Source organism: Levilactobacillus sp. HBUAS70063 (assembly GCF_038374745.1).
GTDB lineage: Bacteria > Bacillota > Bacilli > Lactobacillales > Lactobacillaceae > Levilactobacillus.
On the sequence record NZ_JBANSM010000001.1, the window covers coordinates 428453 to 450681 of the forward strand.

Annotated in this window: 22 protein-coding genes; 4 read left to right on the plus strand and 18 right to left on the minus strand. The window is 52.3% G+C overall.

What is annotated here, in order from left to right; translation table 11 throughout:
- From coaD to pdhA, 12 genes are all read right to left on the minus strand, one after another.
- A complete protein-coding gene (gene coaD / locus V8I28_RS02090) occupies nucleotides 1-483 on the minus strand; it encodes a pantetheine-phosphate adenylyltransferase (RefSeq protein ID WP_341778457.1) in 483 nt (160 codons plus the stop codon).
- On the minus strand, nucleotides 480-1043 hold the full coding sequence (gene rsmD, locus V8I28_RS02095) for a 16S rRNA (guanine(966)-N(2))-methyltransferase RsmD (protein WP_341778458.1): 564 nt from the start codon (nucleotides 1041-1043) through the stop codon (nucleotides 480-482). The genes coaD and rsmD overlap by 4 nt, the downstream gene beginning before the upstream one ends.
- The gene (locus tag V8I28_RS02100) at nucleotides 1040-1318 is read right to left on the minus strand and encodes a YlbG family protein (protein ID WP_341778459.1); all 279 of its coding nucleotides are present in this window, start codon (nucleotides 1316-1318) and stop codon (nucleotides 1040-1042) included. Before V8I28_RS02100 ends, rsmD begins: the two co-directional genes overlap by 4 nt.
- Nucleotides 1319-1335: 17 nt before the next feature.
- A complete protein-coding gene (locus tag V8I28_RS02105) occupies nucleotides 1336-2490 on the minus strand; it encodes an FtsW/RodA/SpoVE family cell cycle protein (RefSeq protein ID WP_341778460.1) in 1155 nt (384 codons plus the stop codon).
- Nucleotides 2491-2697: 207 nt separating this feature from the next.
- Nucleotides 2698-4542 carry a translational GTPase TypA gene (typA, locus tag V8I28_RS02110; RefSeq protein ID WP_341778461.1) on the minus strand — a complete coding sequence of 615 codons (1845 nt, stop codon included), beginning with the start codon at nucleotides 4540-4542 and terminating at the stop codon, nucleotides 2698-2700.
- 139 nt (nucleotides 4543-4681) lie between these two features.
- Nucleotides 4682-5473, minus strand: coding sequence for an inositol monophosphatase family protein (locus V8I28_RS02115; protein WP_341778462.1), 792 nt, complete (start codon nucleotides 5471-5473; stop codon nucleotides 4682-4684).
- 4 nt (nucleotides 5474-5477) lie between these two features.
- Nucleotides 5478-5774, minus strand: coding sequence for a UPF0223 family protein (locus tag V8I28_RS02120; protein WP_341778463.1), 297 nt, complete (start codon nucleotides 5772-5774; stop codon nucleotides 5478-5480).
- Between the two features lie 3 nt (nucleotides 5775-5777).
- Entirely contained in the window at nucleotides 5778-6683 is a 906-nt protein-coding gene (locus V8I28_RS02125; RefSeq protein WP_341778464.1) for a lactate dehydrogenase, read from the minus strand.
- A gap of 272 nt (nucleotides 6684-6955) precedes the next feature.
- Nucleotides 6956-8383 (minus strand): dihydrolipoyl dehydrogenase, encoded by a 1428-nt coding sequence (lpdA, locus tag V8I28_RS02130; RefSeq protein ID WP_341778465.1) that lies wholly within the window; start codon nucleotides 8381-8383, stop codon nucleotides 6956-6958.
- Between the two features lie 7 nt (nucleotides 8384-8390).
- Nucleotides 8391-9701, minus strand: a complete 1311-nt coding sequence (locus tag V8I28_RS02135) for a 2-oxo acid dehydrogenase subunit E2 (RefSeq protein ID WP_341778466.1) — start codon at nucleotides 9699-9701, stop codon at nucleotides 8391-8393.
- 81 nt (nucleotides 9702-9782) lie between these two features.
- The gene (locus V8I28_RS02140; RefSeq protein WP_341778467.1) at nucleotides 9783-10760 is read right to left on the minus strand and encodes an alpha-ketoacid dehydrogenase subunit beta; all 978 of its coding nucleotides are present in this window, start codon (nucleotides 10758-10760) and stop codon (nucleotides 9783-9785) included.
- Between the two features lie 2 nt (nucleotides 10761-10762).
- Entirely contained in the window at nucleotides 10763-11878 is a 1116-nt protein-coding gene (gene pdhA / locus V8I28_RS02145) for a pyruvate dehydrogenase (acetyl-transferring) E1 component subunit alpha (RefSeq protein WP_341778468.1), read from the minus strand.
- Nucleotides 11879-12153: 275 nt separating this feature from the next.
- Between pdhA and def the strand changes: the two genes are divergently transcribed.
- Complete coding sequence (gene def / locus V8I28_RS02150) at nucleotides 12154-12714, plus strand: peptide deformylase (protein ID WP_341778469.1); 561 nt, start codon at nucleotides 12154-12156, stop codon at nucleotides 12712-12714.
- A 72-nt stretch (nucleotides 12715-12786) separates the two neighbouring features.
- On the opposite strand, the gene V8I28_RS02155 is transcribed toward def, so the two are convergent.
- Nucleotides 12787-13284: a hypothetical protein gene (locus tag V8I28_RS02155; protein WP_341778470.1), complete on the minus strand. Its 498-nt coding sequence runs from the start codon at nucleotides 13282-13284 to the stop codon at nucleotides 12787-12789.
- 191 nt (nucleotides 13285-13475) lie between these two features.
- Between V8I28_RS02155 and V8I28_RS02160 the strand changes: the two genes are divergently transcribed.
- The 3 genes from V8I28_RS02160 to V8I28_RS02170 all read left to right on the plus strand — a co-directional run bounded on the left by V8I28_RS02160 (nucleotide 13476) and on the right by V8I28_RS02170 (nucleotide 16508).
- Nucleotides 13476-13694, plus strand: a complete 219-nt coding sequence (locus tag V8I28_RS02160; protein WP_341778471.1) for a DNA-directed RNA polymerase subunit epsilon — start codon at nucleotides 13476-13478, stop codon at nucleotides 13692-13694.
- A complete protein-coding gene (rnjA, locus tag V8I28_RS02165) occupies nucleotides 13691-15370 on the plus strand; it encodes a ribonuclease J1 (protein WP_341778472.1) in 1680 nt (559 codons plus the stop codon). Before V8I28_RS02160 ends, rnjA begins: the two co-directional genes overlap by 4 nt.
- A gap of 175 nt (nucleotides 15371-15545) precedes the next feature.
- A complete protein-coding gene (locus tag V8I28_RS02170) occupies nucleotides 15546-16508 on the plus strand; it encodes a diacylglycerol/lipid kinase family protein (protein ID WP_341778473.1) in 963 nt (320 codons plus the stop codon).
- Between the two features lie 685 nt (nucleotides 16509-17193).
- Here V8I28_RS02170 and V8I28_RS02175 read toward each other — a convergent pair.
- The 5 genes from V8I28_RS02175 to V8I28_RS02195 form a co-directional block, all read right to left on the minus strand.
- Nucleotides 17194-17400 (minus strand): hypothetical protein, encoded by a 207-nt coding sequence (locus tag V8I28_RS02175; RefSeq protein ID WP_341778474.1) that lies wholly within the window; start codon nucleotides 17398-17400, stop codon nucleotides 17194-17196.
- A 144-nt stretch (nucleotides 17401-17544) separates the two neighbouring features.
- Nucleotides 17545-19035 (minus strand): LysM peptidoglycan-binding domain-containing protein, encoded by a 1491-nt coding sequence (locus tag V8I28_RS02180; protein ID WP_341778475.1) that lies wholly within the window; start codon nucleotides 19033-19035, stop codon nucleotides 17545-17547.
- A 488-nt stretch (nucleotides 19036-19523) separates the two neighbouring features.
- The gene (locus V8I28_RS02185; RefSeq protein ID WP_341778476.1) at nucleotides 19524-20543 is read right to left on the minus strand and encodes a DUF1002 domain-containing protein; all 1020 of its coding nucleotides are present in this window, start codon (nucleotides 20541-20543) and stop codon (nucleotides 19524-19526) included.
- A gap of 115 nt (nucleotides 20544-20658) precedes the next feature.
- Entirely contained in the window at nucleotides 20659-21552 is an 894-nt protein-coding gene (locus V8I28_RS02190) for a C40 family peptidase (RefSeq protein WP_341778477.1), read from the minus strand.
- A gap of 347 nt (nucleotides 21553-21899) precedes the next feature.
- Nucleotides 21900-22184 carry a hypothetical protein gene (locus V8I28_RS02195; RefSeq protein WP_341778478.1) on the minus strand — a complete coding sequence of 95 codons (285 nt, stop codon included), beginning with the start codon at nucleotides 22182-22184 and terminating at the stop codon, nucleotides 21900-21902.
- Between the last annotated feature and the right edge of the window lie 45 nt (nucleotides 22185-22229).

Here is a 22229-nt window from a genome sequence, read left to right on the forward strand (position 1 = left end):
CTATTCACGCTCCAATCGCTCACGCAACCCCTGGGCCACGGCGGGCGGCACCAGCGCTGTCAGGTCGCCCCCAAACTGCGCGACTTCCTTCAACAGACTCGAGGACACGTACTGATACTTGGGCGCAGCCATCAGACAAATCGTGTCAATGTTGGGGTCGAGCGTCCGGTTCATCCCGGCAATGCCCTGCTCAAATTCAAAGTCCGTGCTGTTGCGTAGGCCCCGGACTAAAACCGTGGCGTGAATCGACCGCATAAAGTCAACGGTCAATCCCGTTTCCACCCGGACGGAAACGTTGGGCAGATCGCGGGTTCCGTCCTCGATAAAGGCCACGCGCTCGCTGGCCGTGAAGACTCCCCGTTTAGACGTGTTTTGCCCGACCGCCACCACCAACTGGTCAAACATCCGGCTGGCCCGCTGAATCAGGTCCAGATGACCGTTGGTTAGCGGATCGAAGCTCCCTGGAAAAACGGCAATGGTCATGAGCGATCACTTCCTAACGCATAGATGGTCAGCTCCGTAATGCCGTAATCGCGGCGCTCGACCAGGTCAAAACCCGGGAGATCGTCCGGCAATTGGGCGTTTTGATCCGTCTCACAAATGATGCGTGCGCCTGGCGCCAGCAACCGAAGTTCCCGAAGCGTCGCCATCTGCTCGGCAATCTTTTGTAGGGCATAGGGCGGATCAAAGAAGACCAAATTGAATTGGTCACCCCGGGCGGCGAGTTCCTTGATGGCCCGGTTGGCGTCGCGTTTTAAAATTTCAAAGCGTTCGGGCGCCTTGGTCACCGCCACGTTATCCTTAATCGTCTTGATGGCCGCGTACTGCTTGTCGATCAGAACCGCCTGAGCGACCCCTCTGGAAACGGCCTCAATGCTCAGGCCACCGGACCCGGCGAACAAGTCCAGACTGCGCCCGCCATCGAAGTACGGACCAATAATGTTGAACAAGGCTTCCTTCACCTTGTCCGTGGTCGGCCGCGTGGCCATGCCCGGTACCGCCTTTAGCCGGCGGCCACCAAAATCACCTGCTACAATTCTCATTCGTCATCTTCCTTTGCCGCCGCCATGTCTTCCGCGACTCCGTTAAAAGTTTCGTTAATTTCCGGCCGTTGGGACGCCACGACCCGTTTCACAAATCGTAAATGATTCAATTGTTCCGTCAATGAGGCCACATCCGCCCGATCAACGTATAACACCACGTAGCGCATCTTCTTGGAGACGTACATCACCGTCCCGTAACGCTTCAATTGCCGGGTTTGTTTCAGGCTGTACGTATACACAATCAGACTCTGCCGTGGTTGAATTTCAAATGCCATCGTTAGGACCTCCTCGCTTAATGTGTCGCGCGGTACCGCTTCTGCCGCGCGCTAATATTCATGACGACGCCCATTACCAGGGCGAGCGTCCAGGTACTGGACCCCCCGTAACTAATGAAGGGGAACGTGACCCCCGTAATGGGCAACAGGCCCAAGACCCCACCCAAGTTGAAGAGGGTTTGAACCGTTAAATAGGTGGCCGCCCCGTAACAAATCAGCGTATGATAACCGGAATTGCTCCGAATCCCCACCAACACCGTGCGGGTGATGATGAGAAATAGCAGGGCAATGACGCCTAGCGCGGTAATCAGTCCGAGTTCTTCGGCCAAAATGGCCATGATAAAGTCGGTGTTGGGCTCCGGCAAGTACCCCGTCTTCTGGATACTATTGCCCCAGCCGACCCCTAGAATACCCCCGTTACTCAGGGCATAGTAGGAATTGACCAGCTGTTGGCCGACCCCCTGCGAATGCTTGAACGGATCGACAAAGGCCACGACCCGTTGCAGTTGGTAAACATTCTTGGCAAACCCCATCTCGGAGACCTTAATCGCCAGTGGAAAGACGATGCCCACCACGAGCAGTAGCATCCCCAGAAAATAAACGATGGCCCGCCGCCAGTTAAAGCCACTGGACAGGAGCATAACGAAGACGATGCCGGCGTTGATGGCCGCCCCCCCTAAGTCGGGTTGAATCAAAATGAGGATGATCAGCCCGGCACTGATGAGCACCGGCCGTAGCATGACGGCCCACCACCCTTCAAGGGCAATGGCGTCCTGGCGCCGGTCGATGATGTGGGCCAACCAAATAATCAGGTAAAATTTCACGAATTCCGCGGGTTGAATGCTGATTGGGCCCAGCCGAATCCAACCGGCCGCCCCGTTGATGGTCTTGCCAATCACCAAGAGAAACAGCAACGAGCAGACCGCCAGAATACTGGCATATTTAAGCAACCGCTTGTCGCGTAATTTATTCAGATTCATTAGAACCATGAAGGTGTAAATGGCCAGGCCCAAGACGACAAACATTGTCTGTTTCAGTAAGTAACTGCCGGGACTTCCCCCATTTTGAGCCCCAATATCGGCACTGGCGGAGTACACCATGACGATCCCAAACAGGCTCAAAACAATATATGGCACAAATAGCCAGTAGTCTAAATATTTTAACTTTCGCATACGATTCACTCGCTCCAAGTCTACCGTCCGTAAACGGTAATCGAATGTTTATATTATAGCATAGCTTCTGCTTAAGTTTATACTAAACCTCTACCGCTGGCGGTTCCCGCCAGGCCCAGACATCCCGCATCTGGCGAGACGCAAAAACCGGCAGTAACCACGCTAACGCAGTCCCTGCCGGTTCAAATTTAAATTAAAGTTTAGAAATTACTTCCGTGCAGCGGTCTTCCGCTTCTTGGCAGCCTTTTCCCGTTCGCTGGTGTTCAGAATTTGCTTCCGCAGACGAACGTGTTCTGGGGTGATTTCACAGTATTCATCTTCGTTGATGAATTCCAGTGATTCTTCCAGAGACATCTTAAGTGGGGTCTTAACCTTGGCAATATCTTCAGAACCAGCGGCCCGGACGTTGGTTTGGTTCCGGCCACGGGTGATGTTAACGGAGATATCGTTGTCCCGGCTGTTTTGGCCGATGATCATCCCTTCGTACACTTCGGTCCCAGCTTCAGTGAAGATGGTCCCACGGTCTTGAACGGCCATGATAGCGTACGTCGTAACCTTACCAGAGTTGATGGAAACTAGGGTCCCGTTGTGACGACCAGGGTTCCAGTTCTTGATAACTGGCAGGTACTTGGAGAAGGTGTGGTTCATGATCCCGTAACCACGCGTTAAGGATAAGAATTCGGTTGAGTAACCGATCAATCCACGTGATGGGGCCAAGAAAGTCAAACGCGTTTGACCGTTCCCAACGGCTTCCATGTTCTTCATTTCACCCTTGCGTTGTGACAAGGTATCGATGATCGAACCGGTGTATTCGTCAGGCGTATCGATCTGAACGGATTCGAATGGTTCGCAACGAACGTTATCGATCGTTCTGTAGATAACTTCTGGACGAGAAGCTTGTAATTCGTAGCCTTCACGCCGCATCGTTTCGATCAGGATGGACAAGTGAAGTTCACCACGACCGGAAACGATCCAGGCACCAGGGTTATCGGTGTCGTCAACCCGTAAGGAAACGTCGGTATGAAGTTCACGCTTCAAACGTTCTTCCAATTGACGAGACGTCACGAACTTCCCTTCGCGACCAGCAAATGGTGAGTCGTTGGTCCGGAAAGTCATTTGCAGCGTTGGTTCGTCAATCCGTAAGATTGGAAGTGGTTCCAACGTGTCAGGCGCAACCACCGTTTCACCAACGTTGATTTCATCCATCCCGGAAACGGCAATCAAGTCACCAGCTTGGGCTTCCTTGATTTCCAAACGCTTCAGACCGAAGTAACCGAATAACTTGGTCACCCGGAAGTTTTGCTTGGAGCCGTCCAACTTCATAACGGTAACGTTATCGCCAACCTTAACCTTCCCACGGAAGATTCGGCCAATCCCGATCCGACCCACGAAGTCGTTGTAGTCCAACATTGCAACTTGGAACTGTAAAGGTTCGTCCGTGTTGTCGATTGGGGCTGGAATGTGCTTAACGATGGTGTCAAAGACTGGCTTCATCGTGTGTTCTTGCGTGTCTAATTCTGGGTCGTAGCTAGACGTCCCGTTCATAGCTGAGGCGTAAACCACTGGGAAGTCCAGTTGGTCTTCGTCGGCACCTAATTCGATGAAGAGGTCTAAGACTTCATCAACGACTTCGGAAGGACGGGCGCCTTCACGGTCAACCTTGTTGATGACCACGATTGGGGTCAAGTGTTGATCCAGGGCCTTCTTCAAAACGAAACGGGTTTGGGGCATCGTGCCTTCGTAGGCATCGACAACCAGCAAAACGCCGTCAACCATGCGCATGATCCGTTCAACTTCACCACCGAAATCAGCATGTCCTGGGGTATCCAAGATGTTGATTTGCTTGTCGCCGTAACGCACAGCAGTGTTCTTGGACAGGATCGTAATTCCCCGTTCCTTTTCGATAGCGTTAGTATCCATGGCGCGGTCGCCAATGGACGTATGTTCGTCTAACGTATCGGATTGTTTAAGCATTTCGTTAACCAGGGTCGTTTTCCCGTGGTCAACGTGGGCAATGATGGCAATGTTACGGATATCATCTCTGAATTTCAAGTGTATTTCTTCCTTTCGTGCTTGTTGAATTAGATGGATCACGGCATGCTTACGTCGTCGGTAAGTACGCTTATTGTAGCGTGATTGATTAATAAAGTCCATCTGTACCGACCGGCCGCATAAAAAAACTGTGACCGTGTCACAGTGAGACGTCATCTTCTTCAATTTGGAGAATATCACGTTGCGCTTTTTCCGTCGCTACTAGTACAAGGTTAGATGATAGCATATTGAGCGGCTGGCCGTCAATGGTTGAGACCCGAACGCCCAAAAAGTTTAGCATAACTTGGCCCGCAGCAATGTCCCAAGGCTTCAAATAAGAAATATAGCCCAGCGTCTTGCCGAGGAGCACGTTAATCATTTCAATTCCGGCACTCCCGTAAATCCGCATGCCTGCGCTATCGTGCACAATCTTCTGCATGTGGGCGATGTCGTGGACAACCAGAGGCGCACTGGCCCCAATCAGGCCGTCCGCCAGGGCAATGTTGGCCGGCGCACTGAGGGGGCGATCGTTGGCCCAGACCCCATTAATCGCGGGCCCGCCGGCATACAAGACGTCATTCATCACGTCATAGATGAAGCCCAATTGTCCCACGCCATCCTGATAGATCCCAATCATCATGGCAAAGTTATCGTGCTGCTTCACAAAGTTCATGGTCCCATCGATGGGGTCCACGATCCAGACGCGGCCGTCCAGGCTAGTCAGCTGATCGCCAAAGCCCTCTTCGCCTAAAACTTTCGCCTGAGGGTCCATTTGTCGAATGCCTTCGATTAAGAATTGTTCATTACTCTTATCAATATTAGTGACTAAGTCCTTACGGCTGGTTTTCTCATCCACCGTCATCGGTCCGGCCATCTTCGCAATCACCTGACGTCGCCCCTCACGGAGTAATGCCGAGACGTCGCGCGCGGTCTGTTGCCAATCTTCTGTCATAAATTTAACGATCCCCTTTCATCCTAATTCGGCCACCCTGTTCGCGGGCCTGCTTGACGGTCCGGTAGATGCTGTAGCCGGAGACCTGTTCAAATTCACGCCCTAATTGTTTTTCCTCGAACTTCTGGGGGACCACCTTTTGAAATTCCCGATAGGCGGCCAGTAATGCCTCGGCCGTCACGCCTTGATTCAGTTCGTAGGCGTCCTCCACGCGCTGATACAGCGTGGTCACGGCTACGATGTCTGCGGTCGACCAATCGGCCTGCAGCGGATATTCATAATTACTTGATGACTGGGTCACGTGTTATTTTCCCTCCGTTTGTTGTGCTTCAATCGTGGCAATCTGCTCACGAATCGCCGCCATCTGCGCGGCGTAGTCCTGTTGTTCGTCTTCAGATAAGACCAGGTTGGTTAAATGCCGAATTCCCTTGGCCCCCACCAGTACCGGTGAGGCGGCGGCAAAGGCTGGCTCTTCCTCATGAATGTTGGTCACCGCCGCGATAACCGGCTGATCGGACAGAGTCGCCTGGAGCAGGCGAATAATGGCCAAGTCGCGCAAGGTGCCTTGCTGCTCGGCGGCCTCCCGCGTCAGCCAGGTGCTCATCTTGCCCAGATCATCGGCATCGAAGTCGGCGTCCGCATTCGCTAAATACATGAGTAACGGTGCCGGGCCCACGTAGGTGCGACTCCAGGCCACAATGGGGGTCTGCGCCGTACCGACCACCGTCGCCTGAATCACGGCGGCCCCCACACCCAGCCGTTCGGCCAACCGATACGTCAGCAAGCGCGTCAGCGGGTAGGTCCCCAGCCCCCAGATTTGACTAGCCGGCAACCCGGAGAATTTCCACGCAAAGTACGTCAGCAGTTCATCGTGCGCTCCGGAAAAGATCAACTGGCCGTTAAAGTCATTCTCCACAATCCGTTTCATCAGTAAACGTAAATCCGCCACCAAGTTGGCGACCGGCGTATCACTTGTCGCGCGGTCCAGCACCATCAGCCAGGTGGCCTGACCGTAATCCGCGGCGGTCCCCACCCGAATCGTCAGGCGCGGACACAGGGCACTGGCAACCACCAGGGGTTGGTAGCGCGGCGTATCGTCCGTGGTGTTGGGCATCACCACACAGTCGAGCGGTAAATCCGTCACCAGCAGCTGATGGAGCAACTGACTGGCCTGATCAAAATTTCCCTGAATCACTAACATTGGTTTCATGGGTGACCCTCCTTTTACCAAAACGATGGGTAACTGACCGCGACCACCAACCGCGAATACGTTGAACTCACGCCGTCTGGCCGCCGATTTAAGGCCGCAGCCTCACCCTTTCAGATGAAGCCCCGGCTCATTTCCGTCAAAAATAACCACATAGTCCCATTATAAGTGAACCCCGCCGGATAGCAAGTTAGAACTCCCCCATCCCACGAAAAAAGGCGCTCCCGCTATGGGAGTCGCCTTTCTTCGAAATCGTAGAGTTGTCACAAGTCGCTTTAGACGTGGGTTGGGAACCCTAAGGCAATGTCCGCAGCTTCTTGGATTGGTTCGTTTAACGTCGGGTGTGGGTGAATGGTCAACGCCACATCCTCGACGTTCAAGCCGCCATTCACGATTAAGGATAATTCACCCGTCATCGTGCTGACTTCGGGACCAACCGCTTGAGCACCGACGATGTTCTTGTTGTCATCGTCCGTGTAAACGAAGCGAACAAAGCCTTCAGGTGCGTCCAAGGAAACGGCCCGAGCATTCCCGGCAAATGGGAATTTCGCGGTCTTTACCTTGATGCCCTTGTCCTTGGCTTCGGCTTGGGTGTAACCCACCGTTGCCAGTTCAGGGTCGGCGAAACATACGGCCGGCACACTCAACCAATCGTTGGCAGTCTTCTTACCGGCAATGGCACCAGCGGCCGTCTTGGCTTCGGCAAAGGCCTTGTGAGCCAGTGCAGCGCCAGGAACCACGTCACCCACGGCCCAGATGTGTTCTGAAGCCGTCCGACCTTGGTTATCGACTTCGATTTGACCATGGTCGTTTAACTTAACCTTGGTGTATTCCAAGCCCAAGTCATCCGTATTTGGCTTCCGGCCAACCGTGACCATGCAGTAATCCGCCTTGATCGTGGTTTCCTTGCCATCTACAGAATAAGTGACATCGACACTGTTGTCATCTTGCTTCGAACTCTTAGCCATGGCGCTGGTAATGACGTCAACGCCCTTCTTCTTCAAGTTCTTCAGTACAACGGAGACCATATCCTTTTCAAAGTTAGGCAGGATGGATGGCGTTCCTTCAATGATCGTGACGTGTGCACCCAGACTAGCGTATGCGCCCGCTAATTCGGTTCCCACGTAACCACCACCGATGACGACGAATTCTTTAGGAATTTCTGGCAAGTTGAGCCCACCGGTCGAGTCAATGACCCGGCCTTCAAACTTGAATCCAGGAATTTCGATTGGATGGCTCCCCGTCGAAATAATAATGTTATTGTATTCGAAGGTTTGGCCCGTATCCGTCGACATGAATTGCTTTTCACCAGTTGGCATAACCCGCAGTTGGGTATCGCTCAAGAAGACCGCTTCACCATTGACCACGTCAACGTGATGCTTCTTCATCAGCATCTTAACCCCACTGGTCATCCGGTCAACAACCTTCTTTTGCTTCCAGTCTTGGGTCTTCTTGAAGTCGATCTCAGCCGAACTCGTCGAAATCCCGTAAGTGGAACCATCCTTGGCTTGTTCTAACCGGTGACCCGCTTGGATTAACGCTTTGGAAGGAACACAACCAACGTTCAGGCAGACACCGCCCAGCGTATCAGATTTTTCAACCAACGTAACCTTTTGGCCTAATTCAGAAGCCCGAATCGCAGCAACGTAGCCGCCGGGGCCGGCACCAATGATGACGGTATCCTTTTTTTCAACATCTGCCATATTTCTGTCATCCTTCCATTAAGAGCATTTCTGGATCGTGAAGCAATGCTTTCATTTCGTTTAAGATATTTTGAGCTAAGGCTCCGTCGATTAAACGGTGATCGTAACTCATGGAAAGCTTCAGCATCCGACCAACCACGATGTCGCCATCTTCGTTGACGTAAGGTGCCTTTTCAATCCGGCCAACCCCCAGAATCGCAACTTCAGGTTGGTTAATAACTGGCGTGAACCAGCCGCCACCAATGGACCCAACGTTACTGATGGTGATAGAACCACCGGCCATGGATGCTGGTGACAACTTGTTATCGTAAGCGGCTTGGGTGTTTTCACTAATTTCCTTAGCGATTTCAAACATTCCCTTGGAGTCCGCGTTCTTGATGTTTGGTACGTACAGACCGTGGTCCGTGTTCGTCGCAATCCCAATGTTGTAGTAGTGCTTCGTCACAATCTCTTGGGTGGTGTCGTCGATGGAGGCGTTCAGTTCTGGGAAGTCCTTCATCACGGCAACCAAGGCCTTAACGATGTACGGCAAGAAGGTCAAGTGAATGCCCTTGTCGGCAGCGGCTTGCTTGTACTTCTTCCGGTTAGCCATCAAGGCTGAAACTTCAACTTCGTCAAATGAGGTAACGTGTGGCGCAATATCCTTGGAAGTCCGCATGCTCTTGGCAATAATCTTCCGCATTGGGGACATTGGTTCACGCGTTTCCAGTTCTGGCCGGTCGGCGTTCCAAGGCTTGATTGCTTGGCCCGTGGCCTTAGCGGCAGCTGGCGCAGCAGGAGCGGCTGCGGCGGCTGGTGCTGGGGCAGCGGCGCCGTTGAAGTTATCAATATCGGCCTTCAAAACTTGGCCGTGGTTCCCGGTTGGGGCAACCTGGGTAATATCAACACCCTTGTCCCGGGCGTATTGCCGAACGGATGGCATGGCCATTACTAACTTATTCGGATCAGCGGCGGCCGGCACACCGGTTGGGGCAGCAGCTGGCGCTGGCGCAGCGGCTGCGGGTTCTGCGGCTGGTGCTGGAGCTGCTTCTTCGGCAGGCGCTGCATCGCCACCCTTGCCTAAGTCAGGTGGGGTATCTGAACCGTCATCAATGACGATCAATGGATCACCGATTTCAACGGTATCCCCCTCCTGTGCGACAATTTTTGAAATCGTACCATCGACGGGTGATGGTAATTCCGAAACAGACTTATCGTTTTGGATTTCGACTAACGTGTCGTCTTCCTTAACGGCGTCTCCTTCTTTCACGAGCCATGAAGAAATTTCACCTTCAGCCATTCCTTCACCGAGCTCAGGGAGTTTGAACGTATAAGCCATGGGAAAACTTCCTTTCTTTCATTTAATGCAGAATGTTCCCACATCGAGTTTTATCTTTTAATTAAGTAGAGCGGTTACATTTTAATAGTTCGCGATTTCACGGACCTTGGCTTCAATGTCATCGGCATTTGGAATCCAATCATTTTCGGCTTGGGCGAATGGGTAAACGCTATCTGGCGCAGCGACCCGACCGATTGGGGCGTCCAAGGACATGATCTTTTCTTCGGCAATATCCGAAGCCACGACGGCACCAACACCGGCCATCCGTTGTGCTTCTTGGACGACAACCACCTTGTGGGTCTTGTCGATCGAAGCAAAGATGGTGTCCGTGTCAATTGGTGACAGTGACCGCAAGTCAATGACTTCGGCGGAAATACCATCCTTAGCCAAGGCATCGGCGGCCGTCAAGGATTCGTTGACTTCTGCACTGTAAGCCACGATGGTAATATCGGTCCCTTCGCGTACAACCTTAGCAGAATCTAGGGGAACCGTGTACTTTTCATCAGGAACTTCATCCTTCATTGACCGGTAGAGCTTCAAGTTTTCCATGAACAGCACCGGATCATCGCTTTCGACTGCGGAGATGATTAAGCCCTTCGCATCGTATGGATTAGCTGGGGTAACCACCCGCAGGCCAGGGGTACTGGTAAAGTAGTTTTCCAAGTTATCCGCGTGCATTTCGGCGGTATGAGTCCCCCCACCAAATGGCGTCCGTACCGTAACTGGGAAGTTCTTTTGACCACCGAACCGGTAGTGATCCCGGGCTAACTGGCCAACAATCCCATCCATGGCTTCGAACGTGAATCCCATGAATTGGATTTCTGGAATTGGCCGCCAACCGGTTAAGGATAACCCGATTGCCAAACCTAAGATTCCGGATTCAGCCAATGGGGTATCGAAGACCCGGTCTTCACCATACTTGTCTTGCAGACCAACCGTGGTCCGGAAGACACCACCGTTTTTACCAACATCTTCACCGAAGATCAAAGTCTTGGGATCATCGTTTAAGACTTGATCCAGACCAGAAGTGATCGCTTTAATATACGTCATTTTAGCCATGATTACTTCGACTCCTTTGCTTCGAATTCTGCAATTTGCTTCTTAACCGCTGGAGTAGGAACATTGTAAGTCCACTTCAGGAAGTCGGAAACCTTTTGTGCTGGGGCTGCTTCCGCTTCCTTCATTGCTTCCTTAAATTCGTCTTTGTATTCGTCGACTAATTTGTCTTCTTGATCTTGTGACCACAGACCCTTGTCCGTTAAGACTTTCCGCATCCGAATCAATGGGTCGGCATCGAACCAAGGCTTTTCTTCTTCCTTCGTCCGGTAACGCGATGGATCATCCCCGGCTGAAGAGTGGGCACCATAACGGTAAGTTAAGGTTTCAATTACCACTGGACCATTGCCAGCAGCGGCAAATTCACGGGCAGCTTTAGAAACTTCGTGAACGGCCACGATGTCCATCCCGTCAACTTGAACGGAAGGAACCCCCATGGCAACCGCCTTTTGTGCTAAGGTTTCGGCACCGGTTTGCTTCTTACGTGGTACGGAAATCGCCCAACCATTGTTTTGAACGAAGAATACGGCTGGTGCTTGGAAGGCACTGGTGAAGTTAACCCCTTCATACCAGTCCCCTTGTGACGTCCCACCATCACCGGTGTAGACGAAGGCAACGCGGTCTTCGTCGCCGTTCTTCTTAATCCCCAAAGCAACGCCGGCAGTTTCAACGTATTGGGCACCGATAATAATTTGTGGGAAGAGCATGTTCGGGTTTTCATGTTGATTGCCTTGAACATGACCCTTAGACCATAAGAAACCTTTTGCAACAGTTGTACCGTGTTGAATCATTTGTGGTAAATCACGGTAAGCAGGTAACAGGAAGTCATTTTCTTTAAATGCTGTGACACTTCCCATTTCACTGGCTTCCTCACCGGCAGTTGGAGCATAGAATCCGAGGCGACCCTGACGGGAGAAGTTCATTGTTTGTTCGTGTAACGTACGCTCCCAAACCATTTTCTTCATGAAGTCAACAAGTTGGTCATCTGAATATTTTGCCAACGTGTCTGGATCAACAACCTTCCCTTCCCGGTCAATGACTTGCACCGGGTGCTTATATGGGTCGGCCATCGTAGCTTTGATTTTGGCAAAGTCTACAATCTGTTTGCTTCCATTAGCCATAAGTAACACTTTCCTTTCACTTGATATGAAATTGTTAACAAGAGTGAGTTAACGTTGCGTTTCCTGACTACACCCCTAAAGTACCATTTTTTCACAACCGTTGCAAGCCCTTTCATTAACGGAAATAAAGGTTTGCTGCAAAATCTTTGACGATGCTTGTGATTCTCAGCTTTCGCTATTTTTAATGTATGGAAACCGTTTTCTTTCATTTCATTTTGTCGGCGTGATATGTTAAAATAAGTGGTAATTATGAATTAAATGCGGAGGTAATGCGCTTGTTTCTCATGAAAGATATTGTCAGAGATGGCGATCCCGTACTGCGTAAGGAAGCGGCTGAAGTCACGTTCCCCTTATCAGCAGAGGATCAACAACTCGCTAAGGACTTAATGGAATACTTAGTGGTCTCCCAAGACCCTGAGCAATGTAAGAAGTATGGGCTGCGGGCCGGCGTTGGCCTGGCCGCTCCCCAAGTCGGCGTCTCCAAGAAGATGGCCTCTGTCCTGGTGCCACCGGCAGAAGAAAACGGGAAGTCACCGTTCACCGACGTCATCATCAACCCCGTCATCGTCTCCGAATCCGTTCAGTTGGGGGCCTTGACCGAGGGTGAGGGCTGCCTCTCCGTGGACAAGGACGTGCCGGGCTTCGTGCCCCGTCACGACCGGATCACCCTGCGTTATTTCGACGTCAACGGTGAAAAGCATCAGATTCGCCTGAAGAACTACCCCGCGATCGTGTGCCAACACGAGATCGACCACTTACACGGGACGTTGTTCTACGACCACATCGACAAGGACCAGCCGTTCAGCCGGGCCGAAGATACCATCATGATTGAGTAATTCGTTGCAAAAGGACCGCGCCGCTTTCACAAATTTCTGCGAAAGTGACGCGGCCCTTTTCAGTTCGGTTACTTACTTAACCACGGGATCGTCTAACTTTTTCAAATCTTTTAAATATTCCACGGTCGATTCATTCATCAGATAAGCTACGTCGAGATGGAGTTCGCCCGTGTAGACCCAGATGTCACTGACCACGAAGGCCGACCCCTGAACCACCGACTTAATCTCGTGGTCGGCACTAAAGCTGGCCAAGGCTTGGTTGAAGGCCCGTTCCAACTCCGGTAAACGGCGCTCCGTATCCATGCCGGCGGGAAAACTGTACTCAAACGACATGACGCCCCGGCCCCAGACGTCGGCCACCGTTTCGGCCGCCTCAATCTGACATTCCGGCTCGGTCAACACGTCTTCGTTCACCAGCCGTTGGAGGGCCGCCTTGACCGCCACATCCGTCTCATCCTGGGCAGATCGGCGAACGATTCGCGTGGCCCGTTGGACAATAGTGCGGTGAATCATTTCATAAATCACAATGGCAATGATAATCCCAATGATGATCTCTACTATTAATGCCATGGCGTCTCCTCCGTTCACTTTGCGTTAGCTTAATCATAGCATGTTTTATCGTCCAGTGGTAATTCTATACAATCGCCTGAAACTATGCTAAAATTGTGCTAATTGTTGTGTAAGCAACCCGCAGTTCGGATGGACCAATGACTCGCCGGTACACTGACGAGTTAAATTATTTTGTTAAAGGAGTTTTGTCAGTGATTTATAAAGTTTATTACCAAAACGATAAAAAGCGGAATCCTAAGCGCGAGGATACCCATTCTCTTTACTTGGAAGCGGACACCGAAGTTGAAGCTCGGGCCCAAGTAGAAGAACACACGGAACACAATATCGAATTCATCGAAGCGATTGAAGGGAATACGCTCGCTTACGAGCAACAGAATCCGAATTACAAGTTAACGGAGTTCAATGAATGAACAAGTTAAACGTCAAAAATAACGAGACCGCTATCTTTGGCGTGGGTGGACTTGGTGAAATCGGGAAGAACACGTACGGCATTCAGTTCCAGGATGAAATCATCCTGATCGATGCCGGCATTAAGTTTCCCGAAGACGAATTATTAGGGATCGACTATGTCATCCCCGATTACCAATACCTCGTTGAAAACCAAGCCAAGATCAAGGCGCTAGTGATTACCCACGGCCACGAAGACCATATCGGCGGTATCCCGTATTTATTGAAGGCCCTCAACGTCCCAGTGTATGCTGGTCCGCTGGCCTTAGCATTGATTAAGAACAAGCTTGAAGAACACGGATTACTTAAATCGACTGAATTACACGCAATTGACGATGATACTGTGCTTAAATTCCGTAAGATGAGTGTCACCTTCTTCCGGACGACCCACTCCATTCCCGATACGTTGGGAATCGCCGTTCACACACCGGTTGGGACGATTGTGGAAACCGGGGACTATAAGTTCGACTTAACACCAGTCACCAACCAGCCGCCTGATCTTCAAAAGATGGCCAAGCTGGGCGCTGAAGGCGTGCTCTGTCTGATGTCAGATAGTACCAACGCCGAACGGCCGATCTGGACGAAATCCGAAAAATGGGTGGGCAAATCCATCCGTAAGATTTTCGACCAAGTCGAAGGCCGGGTCATCTTTGCCACGTTCGCTTCCAACATCTCGCGTATCGAGACCGCTTGCGAAGTCGCGTTGGCTCACGGTCGGAAGATCGCTGTCTTTGGTCGTTCCATGGAAGCTGCCATCGTCAATGGTCGCGAACTGGGTTACCTGAACATCCCTGACGAGGCGTTAGTGGATGCCAACACCATCCGGTCTCTCCCTGCCGAAAAGGTCATGATTCTTTGTACCGGATCGCAGGGTGAACCCATGGCGGCCCTCTCACGGATTGCCAACGGAACCCACCGGCAGATTGCCATTCAACCCGGTGACACCGTCGTCTTCTCCAGTAACCCGATCCCCGGCAACACGATTTCCGTGAACCGGGTCATCAACGAGCTGGAAGAAGCCGGCGCCAACGTTATTCACGGTAAGGTCAATAATATTCACACCTCCGGTCACGGTGGTCAAGAAGAACAAAAGCTGATGCTGCGGCTGATGCAACCGAAATTCTTCATGCCGATTCACGGGGAATACCGGATGTTAAAGATTCATACCGAGTTGGCCGAGCAGTGTGGCGTGCCGTTAGACCATAGTTTCATCCTGCAAAATGGGGATGTGCTGGCGCTAACGCAGGACTCCGCACGGGTTGCCGGTCACTTTACCGCTGGCGATGTTTACATCGACGGTTCCGGCATCGGAGACATTGGCAACGTGGTCTTACGCGACCGGCAACTGCTCTCCGAAGAAGGCTTGGTCGTCGTGGTCGCTACCATCGATCTCAAGAACCAAGAGATCAAGGCCGGCCCCGACCTGCTCTCTCGTGGCTTCGTCTACATGCGTGAATCCGGTGAACTTCTCAACGAAGGCCGCCGGCGCGTGTTCCAGACGATTCGGCGTGCGATGCGTAATCCGAAGGCCACCGAGGCTTCAATTCGGAACGCGGTCATCGATGATCTCCAGAACTTCCTCTTTGCGAAGACGGAACGTCACCCGATGATTTTACCGATGTTTATTATGACCAAGTAAGCTTATGCTTGAAGGGATGTCCCCCGAGACATCCCTTTTTTGCTGGGCTTGAATCCCCCTTCAACTGACGAAACGAACGCCAAATTTTAGGACTCCGGAAAGTTCCGCTAGAATCACTAGGCAGTTTCACCGATTTCGTTTATAATAGTGAGGATTAATAATTGAGAGGAGAAGTATGGTGAGTGTCCAGTTCTATATCATCTTAAACGAGCACGCGGGGAGTGGCCGTGCCAAGGTCTTGTGGCCGGAAATCAAGCAACAGCTCGATGACGCCCACGTCGACTACGAGCTCGCCATTTCAGAATACGCCAACCATGCGATTCTTTTAAGCGAGCAATTTGCCAAACAATTACCGGACGCCCCCCATCAAAATTGGGTCGTCCTCGCTGTCGGTGGCGATGGGACCTTGCATGAAGCCATCAACGGCCTCACCAAACACCCCCGAACCTATCCGATTCCGGTCGCCTACCTGCCGATTGGTTCCGGCAACGACTTCGCCAGGGGTGCCGGAATGGCCCTCAAGTGGCAGGACGCGCTGAAACAGGTCATCCAGTGTACCCACGCCACGACCTACGATATTGGGAGCTACGACGAAACCATCAAACAGGAACGCGGCGTCTTTACCAACAACCTGGGGATCGGCTTCGATGCCGCGATTATCTCGCAGGCCAACCAATCCAAGGCCAAGGTGTGGCTAAACAAGCACCACATGGGGAAACTGTCCTACCTGGCATCTGCGCTGGACGTGTATTACAACCAAACGGGGTTCACGCTGACCGTCCACGTGGGCAATCAACGTGACATCTACCCCAATGCCTTTCTCGTGACGACCACCAACCACCCCTACTTCGGCGGTGGCGTGGGGATTGTGCCCAACGCAACGATTGAGGACCATCAGTTACACCTGGTGGTCATTGAGAAGCCTAACTTTTTCAAGTTGATGTGGCTGGCCCTACGCCTCGTATTCAAGCGTCATTTGACGTCTAAGGCCGTTCACTACTATCAGGCATCAAATATCCACCTGACCGTTCCGTCCATCGAATACGGCCAATTAGACGGCGAGGAGATGGGCGGGCGCTTCTTCGACGTCTACGTGGGACTCAAACGGTATCCGTTCTGGTTCGACGTCACGATTTAGTAGATAACCGCACTTTTCTGAAAATGGTTTCATTAAAAACAGCGTAACGACAAGTTTTCTTGCCGTTACGCTGTTTTTGAAGCCGCAATTTTTGAAAATGCCTAAGCTAGTGTCTAATTCCCAGCTAAGTAAGCCTTGACCCCCATCAAATTAGCCGCTACCGACCACCTGCGTCTGCCAGAGATTCCGGCGCTGTAAGCTGATACTCAGCTAACACCGCTGTCACGGCTACCTCCATCTCCGGCTGACTCCGGTTAAGACAGGTCAAAAACCGTAAAACGCGCATAAACAGTGCTGGGACGATAGCCTTCAACCACAATCATTGCTTGAAACCCCAGGTAGCCGTGAGTGAATCAAATCTGGTCTCAGCCGTGGGATTTTCCAGATGATTTTTCTGGAAAATGGCGACTTTGAGACGTGAGTTGTCGGCTCAAAGCGAGGGAAAAGACAGCCCTTTGGCTTTTCCCGTCCTCCCCACCGCGTTCCAGACCAAATTTGGCGAACGGTAAGGCGACCAGAACCGGATAGAGGGATTGGCAACATCTCCCTTTAATTTCAGATATTCTGCTGTACCATAGGCGATAACTAATTTTCATTTTCAATCTGACGCCGGAGATCTAAAAAAGCTCCCCGCGTCATCTGACCGGAGAGCTCGACGGCGACCAACGTCACCGTGCTAATTATCTTAATCTTCCGAAGCAGCCATTGCTTCCAGAATCATGTCTAGCTGAGCGCACTTATTACTGAGGTAGTTCATTTCCTCACCATACCGCGGTTCAATCCGTACGGTTTCATCAGTACTTTGAACAGTTGCGGATTCCTTTTCTTTCAACGTGGCTAGCTGTGAATTAGCCTGCCGATACTCTTCCAGAATCTCTACCCGATTACTCATCACTACACAACTCCTTTAACAAAAATAGTTTTGATTCCCGTTTTCTTAAACGACTAAAAGGAATCATACCACTTGCTAACGGATTTGTTAACGATTATCTTAAACTTTTTCAACGAATTTCATAAACTTTTCGCCTGCAACCGATTACTTGACCGTCCCGGCAAAGGAAGGCATGAAGTACTTGCTGATCTGGTGAACCTGAACGTTTTGCCCAGGCGTTGGCGCATCAACAAATTGGTTATTCCCTAAGTAGATGGCATCATGGTAAGTGGCACCCTTCGACCCCCAGAAGAGGATATCGCCGGGTTTAGCCGAACCTACCGAATGCGTCGAAACGTAAGCTTCTTGGGCCACCGTGTTATGTGGCAAGCTGACGCCCATCGCGTTCTTGTAAACGTAAGCGACCAGACCGGAACAGTCCATCCCGCTCAGTGAGGACCCGCCCCAGACGTATGGAATGTTGGCCGAAGCCAATTTTAAAGCCAATCCGGTCACGGAACCACTGGTGAGGCCGGCCGTACTGGTCGTCTTCTTGGTACTGCTACTCGTGGCCACCGTTGCGGAAGAACTAGAACTGGTTGAACTGCTACTGCTGGTCTTAGCTGCCGCTTGAGCCGCCTGCTTCTTAACGGCAGACTGCGTGGTGGTCTTGATCCGCTTGGTCCGAGTCGTAGCCGTAGCGTTCTGACTCCCCGTCTGAGCTTGACTGCTCTGGGAGCTGGTGGTCGTGGCACTAGGTGCGGACTGGGCTACGGATTGCGAGCTGGACTGACTGGTGCTGGATTGCGCCGACGCACTGGAACTAACGGCCGAACGGGTCCGGCGTTGTGGTTGCGTAGTTTGACTGGCACTAGTCGTCGAACTTGAGGTCGAACGAGTCGCGTTACTCGTCGTATTAGCACTCGACGAGGTGGTACTGCTGCTCGAAACACTGCTGGTAGCGGCTGACGATGCCACATCGGCACGGGATGACCGCGTCATGGCATTCGTATGCTGCTTCGTCACGCTACTCGTGGCAGCGCTACTACTGCTCTGTGAAGTAGACGTCGTGGCCGCGGACTGTTGGGTCGTTGACGATGACTGTGAGCTGGTAGCGGCCGCCCTTTGCTTCTGTTGCTGCTGGGTGGCTGCGGCTTGCTGTTGGGCCACGATTTGAGCCTGAACGGCATTCGCTTTTTGCGTGGATTGCCGCGTGGCACTGCTGGTGGTCCCGGTCGTTGGCGTCGTGGCCTTTGCCACCGTGCTCCCCCGCGGAATCGTCAGCTTCTGGCCCACACTCAAGACATCGCCGGTCATGCTATTGGCCTTTTGCAATTGGGCCACGGAAACGTGGTACTGCTGGGCCAGATCCCACAGCGTATCGCCGGACTTCACCGTGTACGTCTGGGTGGTCTTGGCAGAACGAACCTGTAACTTTTGCCCAACAAAAATTAAATCAGTCTTACTGTCAATCGAGTTTTGCGCTTCGAGGTCGTCAATCGAGACCCCGAGTTTTTGTGAAAGTTCCCAAACGGTGTCGCCCTGCTTGACTTGAATACTGTCGGCATTGGCGGTGATGGTTGCGCCGGCTGCCAAGGCACCCATGGCCCCCACAACGCCGACCAATGCTTTTGTTTTACGTTGTCCTGTACTCATTTTCAACAACACGTCCTTTTATGACTTTTTTCAAACGCAAGTGAACGAAAAGTCCCCGCTGAGCAGCGGTTCACTTTCGGTCGTTCATAGTAAATACGAATCACAAATTAATATTACCACACGTTTTCCCCGTTTCTTGTGAAATATTAAGGAAATCATAACGGATTTTTAAGGTTAAACACACGTTCTCGTTTTAGCCATCATCCGACTAGTGATCGCCGAGAGTCACCGTTAAATCAGTATTTTATCGTCAGATATATCCAAACAGACGTTCAAAAGTGACTGATTTCGTCCCTCACACGTTTGCTTGAGGCCGCCAACCGATTGTGTAATCACCAGTAATTGCAGAATACAAGTTGGGCCTGACAGCGCTTTCTGTAGGTTACAATCGTTGCAAATGGCGGCGACTTTGTGAAATTAAAAATTTCGACACAAAAAAATGGGAGAAACTCTCCCGTTAGTTAGTAATCCGCCCGTTCTGACTGGTTTTAGTTGAAGAGGCCTTGGAAGAAAGCCACAACCTTATGCCAGATTTGAACGAGGAAGTTTTCAGCTTTTTTCGCATCGGCACTGTTGGCAAAGTCTTTCACATTCGCCATTTTGTTACCAATACTATTGGCCAAATTGCTGGCGACATTGGTGACGTTGGTGACGTAGCTCTTGCTGGTCGATACCGGCGCCTGTTGCACCTTGCTCAGGGCCACCGCAATGTTGGTAATCTGGGTTTGGCTGGTCTTGCCGTCAATCCCTTGCTTGGCCAAAGCCTTCTGCAGCATGGCTTCGATATCGGCCTTGGTAGCCAAGTCATCGCCATTCTGCCGCTGCTTAGCCAAGTCCGAGGATACGGAGCCGACCGCCGACATCAATTTACCCGGATATTTCTTATCACTACTATTATTATCAATCGCTGGTTGGGTCGCATCCAACACGCCATTGGCGGCTTGCGTGTTTTCCGAATTCAGCGTCAGCCCATCGGCGGCCAAGGCCTTGTACACCCCGGTCAGCGCAGACTCTCCGGAAACGGACTTATCGGCCGTCACCGTGATAATCACGTCCTTGACCCCCGCCATGGTTGCGACCATCGCGTATTGTTGCGAGGTGACTTCCGTAATATTATTGCTCCCGTTGTAATCGGCGATGTTCACCTTCACGCCAGTCCCCGGATCGGCCGGCGCCAATGCCACCGAACTAATCATACTGGCATCGGTCGTCCCCGCGGAGTTCAAGTACTTGGCGTAATCGCTCCCCGTCGCCGTCAGCGTGGTGTAGTTAGATTTAACGCCCAGTGCGGACGCCACGCTATCTTTGTCCTCACTGGCCAGACCAGCACCATAGACCACATAGGCCTTAGACAACGCCTTCGTTTGAACCGTGCTCCCACTGGTAGCGGAACTACTGGTCTCGCTGGTATCGGTAGCCGTGGTATCGGCATGCCCAATCACACTGCCACCAATTCCCACGACCAGAGCGGCCGCGGCTAAGCTCAAGATCATTCGCTTTAATTTCATTGTGTGCACTCTCTTTTCACTTGAATTTAACTTCTCCCGTGAAAATAGTATAGCACGACGAAATCTTAGCGGGCGAAATTCAACGTGACCTTAGAGAATTCTTCAGACTTGTTCCTTATTGCCAGAAGCGCCGTGCGCCGGCGTATTCTGGGGCAAAGGCGGACTTTGCCATGCTGCTTTCCTCGACCTGACCACCCGGCTTAGGCGCGTGGAGAATCTGCCCAGCACCGGCGTAGAGGCCCACGTGGTGAATGTCCCCCGTGCCGTGTTCGGTAGCAAAGAAGACCAGGTCCCCCGCCGTCAGCTCTTCGGGCGCAACCGGATAGCCATTGGCGAATTGATCCTGGGCATCCCGGGGAACCGGAATTCCCAAGGCACGGTGCAGAGCGTACACGAAGCCCGAACAGTCAAAGCCCGCAGGTGTCAGGCCGCCCCAGAGATAAGGGGTCCCGATAAACTGCCGACCCAGGGCCAAGATTCGGTCGCCGTCATCCGCCCCGTTGACGCTCAACTTAGCGGCTGCGGCGGGAATCTGGCCGGCACCCAAGGGCGTCACCACTTGAATCCAATCGGCGTCTTGGCTGGTGGTGGTCAGAATGGTCCCCATCGGCAGATCCAACACGGGCTGCTGGCTCGCGTCCAACAGTGTCGTGGTTGGTTGAACCAATCGGACCGTGGTCGTCGGATATTCTAGTTCGGCATCGCTCGTGGTCAAGTGACGCAATGGAATCCAGCCCGGGTAGCCCCGGCGCTCGTTCCGATTAGCCTGACGCGTCACGAAGACGTGCGCCCAGTCGCCATCCTGCCGGTCTAACACGACCCGGTCGTTGAAGAGTGCCTCCGTTACAATCCCGTTGTTGTCGGCTAAACGTTGTCGATCTGTCGGTTGAAGCGCTGCCAACCAGGCCGTTAAATCGCCATCCTTCAAGTACGTTTGATCAGTCTTTGTGGCTGCCGTCGGTGCGGACCACACTAATGCCGTGGGAACCTTAATCCGTCGAATCTCCATGAAAACCGCCTCCAGTTTCTTTACCCCAATCTTACCAATAATTCGGTCAACTTACTAGATTGTTCTGCATTTCTTCGCCGCTAGAACCTGTTTTTTCGGGCAACTCGGTGGTCCTTGACCCCCTTGCCGTTCGCCCAAGATGAGCTGGAACGCGGCGGGCAGGACGGAGAAAGCCTGAAGGGCGGTCTTTCTCCTCGCTTTGAACCGCCAAAGACCGGCGTTTCTAAGTCGCCATTATCTAACCGGCTCACGCCGTTCAGATAATCCCGCGGCTGAGCTCATCTTGGGCTTCACTCTCGGCTCCACTGATGATACCCGCAATTAAGCGCGGCAACCAACCCTTCGTGCTAGCTACCGAACCGTGACGGCTTGAACAACCGCTGACGACCACCACGCTGGAGGAGGTCGGGGATGGTGCCAGCCGTGACAACGGTGTTAGCTGGCGTCCTGGGCCAGCTTAGACCGTGGGCCGACTTGGAAGACTCGTGATTTTCGAGGCTTCCAAGCGAGCCGGAAGCCCGCCCCTTGGCTGCAGGCGGTCCCCACAGCAGGCAGAATCCCCGACAGCCGCAGGCAATCGTTGCGGCGAACGGCAAGGCGGCCAGCTCAGACAACCCTGCCGCAGATGTCATAAAAGCCACGCTAGTTGCGGAAGCCTAGCGTGGCTGAAGGACGAT

Excerpts from the sequence above, each read along its gene's own strand:
- coaD (WP_341778457.1), bottom strand. The coding sequence starts at position 483 with ATGACCATTGCCGTTTTTCCAGGGAGCTTCGATCCGCTAACCAACGGT.
- rsmD (WP_341778458.1), bottom strand. The coding sequence starts at position 1,043 with ATGAGAATTGTAGCAGGTGATTTTGGTGGCCGCCGGCTAAAGGCGGTA.
- V8I28_RS02100 (WP_341778459.1), bottom strand. The coding sequence starts at position 1,318 with ATGGCATTTGAAATTCAACCACGGCAGAGTCTGATTGTGTATACGTAC.
- V8I28_RS02105 (WP_341778460.1), bottom strand. The coding sequence starts at position 2,490 with ATGCGAAAGTTAAAATATTTAGACTACTGGCTATTTGTGCCATATATT.
- V8I28_RS02115 (WP_341778462.1), bottom strand. The coding sequence starts at position 5,473 with ATGACAGAAGATTGGCAACAGACCGCGCGCGACGTCTCGGCATTACTC.
- V8I28_RS02125 (WP_341778464.1), bottom strand. The coding sequence starts at position 6,683 with ATGAAACCAATGTTAGTGATTCAGGGAAATTTTGATCAGGCCAGTCAG.
- lpdA (WP_341778465.1), bottom strand. The coding sequence starts at position 8,383 with ATGGCAGATGTTGAAAAAAAGGATACCGTCATCATTGGTGCCGGCCCC.
- V8I28_RS02135 (WP_341778466.1), bottom strand. The coding sequence starts at position 9,701 with ATGGCTTATACGTTCAAACTCCCTGAGCTCGGTGAAGGAATGGCTGAA.
- V8I28_RS02140 (WP_341778467.1), bottom strand. The coding sequence starts at position 10,760 with ATGGCTAAAATGACGTATATTAAAGCGATCACTTCTGGTCTGGATCAA.
- pdhA (WP_341778468.1), bottom strand. The coding sequence starts at position 11,878 with ATGGCTAATGGAAGCAAACAGATTGTAGACTTTGCCAAAATCAAAGCT.
- V8I28_RS02155 (WP_341778470.1), bottom strand. The coding sequence starts at position 13,284 with ATGGCATTAATAGTAGAGATCATCATTGGGATTATCATTGCCATTGTG.
- rnjA (WP_341778472.1), top strand. The coding sequence starts at position 13,691 with ATGAACAAGTTAAACGTCAAAAATAACGAGACCGCTATCTTTGGCGTG.
- V8I28_RS02170 (WP_341778473.1), top strand. The coding sequence starts at position 15,546 with ATGGTGAGTGTCCAGTTCTATATCATCTTAAACGAGCACGCGGGGAGT.
- V8I28_RS02175 (WP_341778474.1), bottom strand. The coding sequence starts at position 17,400 with ATGAGTAATCGGGTAGAGATTCTGGAAGAGTATCGGCAGGCTAATTCA.
- V8I28_RS02180 (WP_341778475.1), bottom strand. The coding sequence starts at position 19,035 with ATGAGTACAGGACAACGTAAAACAAAAGCATTGGTCGGCGTTGTGGGG.
- V8I28_RS02185 (WP_341778476.1), bottom strand. The coding sequence starts at position 20,543 with ATGAAATTAAAGCGAATGATCTTGAGCTTAGCCGCGGCCGCTCTGGTC.
- V8I28_RS02190 (WP_341778477.1), bottom strand. The coding sequence starts at position 21,552 with ATGGAGATTCGACGGATTAAGGTTCCCACGGCATTAGTGTGGTCCGCA.
- V8I28_RS02195 (WP_341778478.1), bottom strand. The coding sequence starts at position 22,184 with ATGACATCTGCGGCAGGGTTGTCTGAGCTGGCCGCCTTGCCGTTCGCC.